General features: G+C 55.1%; 3 protein-coding genes and 1 rRNA gene. 1 reads left to right on the plus strand and 3 read right to left on the minus strand.

Annotated features, from left to right (window positions below; all coding sequences use genetic code 11):
- On the plus strand, positions 1-267 hold a 267-nt coding region (locus MHY13_RS12005), incomplete at its 5' end, for a transposase (RefSeq protein WP_239283238.1).
- A gap of 110 nt (positions 268-377) precedes the next feature.
- Here the strand turns inward: MHY13_RS12005 and MHY13_RS12010 are convergent.
- The 3 genes from MHY13_RS12010 to rrf form a co-directional block, all read right to left on the minus strand.
- Entirely contained in the window at positions 378-1,511 is a 1,134-nt protein-coding gene (locus MHY13_RS12010) for a hypothetical protein (RefSeq protein ID WP_239283239.1), read from the minus strand.
- A complete protein-coding gene (locus MHY13_RS12015) occupies positions 1,511-1,738 on the minus strand; it encodes a tRNA 2-thiouridine-synthesizing protein (RefSeq protein ID WP_239194155.1) in 228 nt (75 codons plus the stop codon). Before MHY13_RS12015 ends, MHY13_RS12010 begins: the two co-directional genes overlap by 1 nt.
- A gap of 93 nt (positions 1,739-1,831) precedes the next feature.
- Positions 1,832-1,940, minus strand: a 5S ribosomal RNA gene (gene rrf / locus MHY13_RS12020); the annotation flags it as partial.

A 1,940-nucleotide genomic window follows, 5' to 3' on the forward strand; every position in this document is an offset into this window, starting at 1 on the left:
ACGAACTCCATTGAATCTTTTAACAATGAGCTGCGTAAAGCTACTCGCAACAGGGTGCAGTTCACCAACGATGAATCAGCCCTAAAGACGCTGTGGTTGATGATCTGCAATATTGAAGACAAGCGAGCCGCCAAGAGAGCAAAGCAAGGTAAACGAGTCTCAAGAACAGCCGGCAGACTCATGGAAGGAGCCCGAGTATCCGGCTGGAAACAAGCCATCAACCAAATGGCCGTGGCCTACCCCGACCGCTTCGACAAATACCTATAAACCCAGCCCCACACACAAACAACTTGACACGCTCTTCGAATAGGCTCCCCTAAAACCGCAGGGATCCCCAGAGTCACACCACAACCGGCAGCGGGGATAAAAGCAAAGGTTTAGGGTTGGGCGGCGTCGGCAAGCTGGTTGCGAATTTCAGGGCAGTCAGCAAACTTCCGCTGTAGACGATCTAAGAAGTCCTCAAATGAAGCCGGCTCAGCTGCTTTCTGAACTTTCCCGAGCAACTCATACGCTTGGTCGCGACCATAGACATCTTGTGTTTCCAGCTTGTCCTCAATGAGTTGCATGAGAACGGGAACGGTCTGGTCCGGCAGGTGCGGAAGAAGTAGTTCTGCCACATTGCGTTGGAGCCCGGCGTCCGAGGCTGTCGCCCATGCTCGTTGCGGATCGCGTAGGCACTGATACTGAAACATTGCAAGATCCCAGGGCCTATCGCGCAGCCGAGCCTCGATGTGCTCCACTGCGCTATCCCCCACCGCCGCAAAAAGACCTTTCGCTGCCGAAAGCCGTGGAAACGCGTCGAATACTCGCTCATTGACGTAAGGGCTGCGGTGAGGAAAGTGGACGTCGGTAATCGCGGCCCAACCACCAGCAATGTTGAACGTTTCCTCAGCGGGGAGGATTCGCATCGCTTCTTCCGAGTACGTGTAGGCAAGGTCGAACCGGCCGATCTCCGAAAGCCCGCTAATGAGCTGCTCGTATCCGTCCGTGTGGGTACGAAATACCTCCTCGACAGAACCGGAAAGCACCGCTAACCGACGACCGACAAACTCACCCTGCGCACGCCCGCGCAGCTCTTTGAGGCCTTCAGGTCCTAGAGCCTGCGCGTACTGTACGGGGTCGATATAAACCTGCTCCGCATACGGCGACTCGAGAACGCCCAAAAGCCACTCGGCCAAGCGCAGACCGTCAACCTGGGCCAATTGGACAGCCTGAGCAAGTTCCTGGGCCAAGCGTTCCGCGCTCCAGATCAAGGACCCAACTGGATCATTAACCAGCGGCAACTGTAGCAGAACCTCTTCTAGCGCCCGTTGCGCGACCGGGAAGACGTCGCAAGGCTCTATTGACTTGACGCCTTCGCTGGTCAAGTGTTGAGGCTCATCAATTGCCACATTCAAAAGCACACCCGCCTGCCACACCTGGTCGGCGTACGCCCGTGAATCGTCGGGATCAGTCAGATTCAAACCTGAGGGGGTTACAAGGGTGTTGGTTGCTTCGTCAAGCGTCTGCACTACTTCTGGCATTCCTTTAAATCCGCGAGAAACTCCTTAAGCGCTTCCGTGAGCTCCCATATCTGGTTACGCTCCTCCTCAAACATGCGGTCAACGAGGAAATCCACGCCGGCCAAATCATCCGGATGCAGGCTGTCCAAGTAAGCCAGCAGCTTATCGACGCCTTCGAGGCCAAGAATTCCTTGCTCGACCCGGTCCGCCACATAAGAAATTTGCTTTTGGTCCATGGTGAGGAGAATAGCAAAACATAAAAAGAAGGAGACGGTGGTTTGCCGTCTCCTTCTTAGTGTTGGTGTATTTAGTTGTGTTTTGTTGTTTGGTGTCGGCGGTGACTTACTCTCCCACAACCTCCCGGTTGCAGTACCATCAGCGTGTGCAGGCTTAGCTTCCGGGTTCGGAATGGGACCGGGCGTTTCCCTGCAGCTATTG

The organism is Corynebacterium sp. ACRPE, from assembly GCF_022347435.1.
GTDB lineage: Bacteria > Actinomycetota > Actinomycetes > Mycobacteriales > Mycobacteriaceae > Corynebacterium > Corynebacterium tuberculostearicum_D.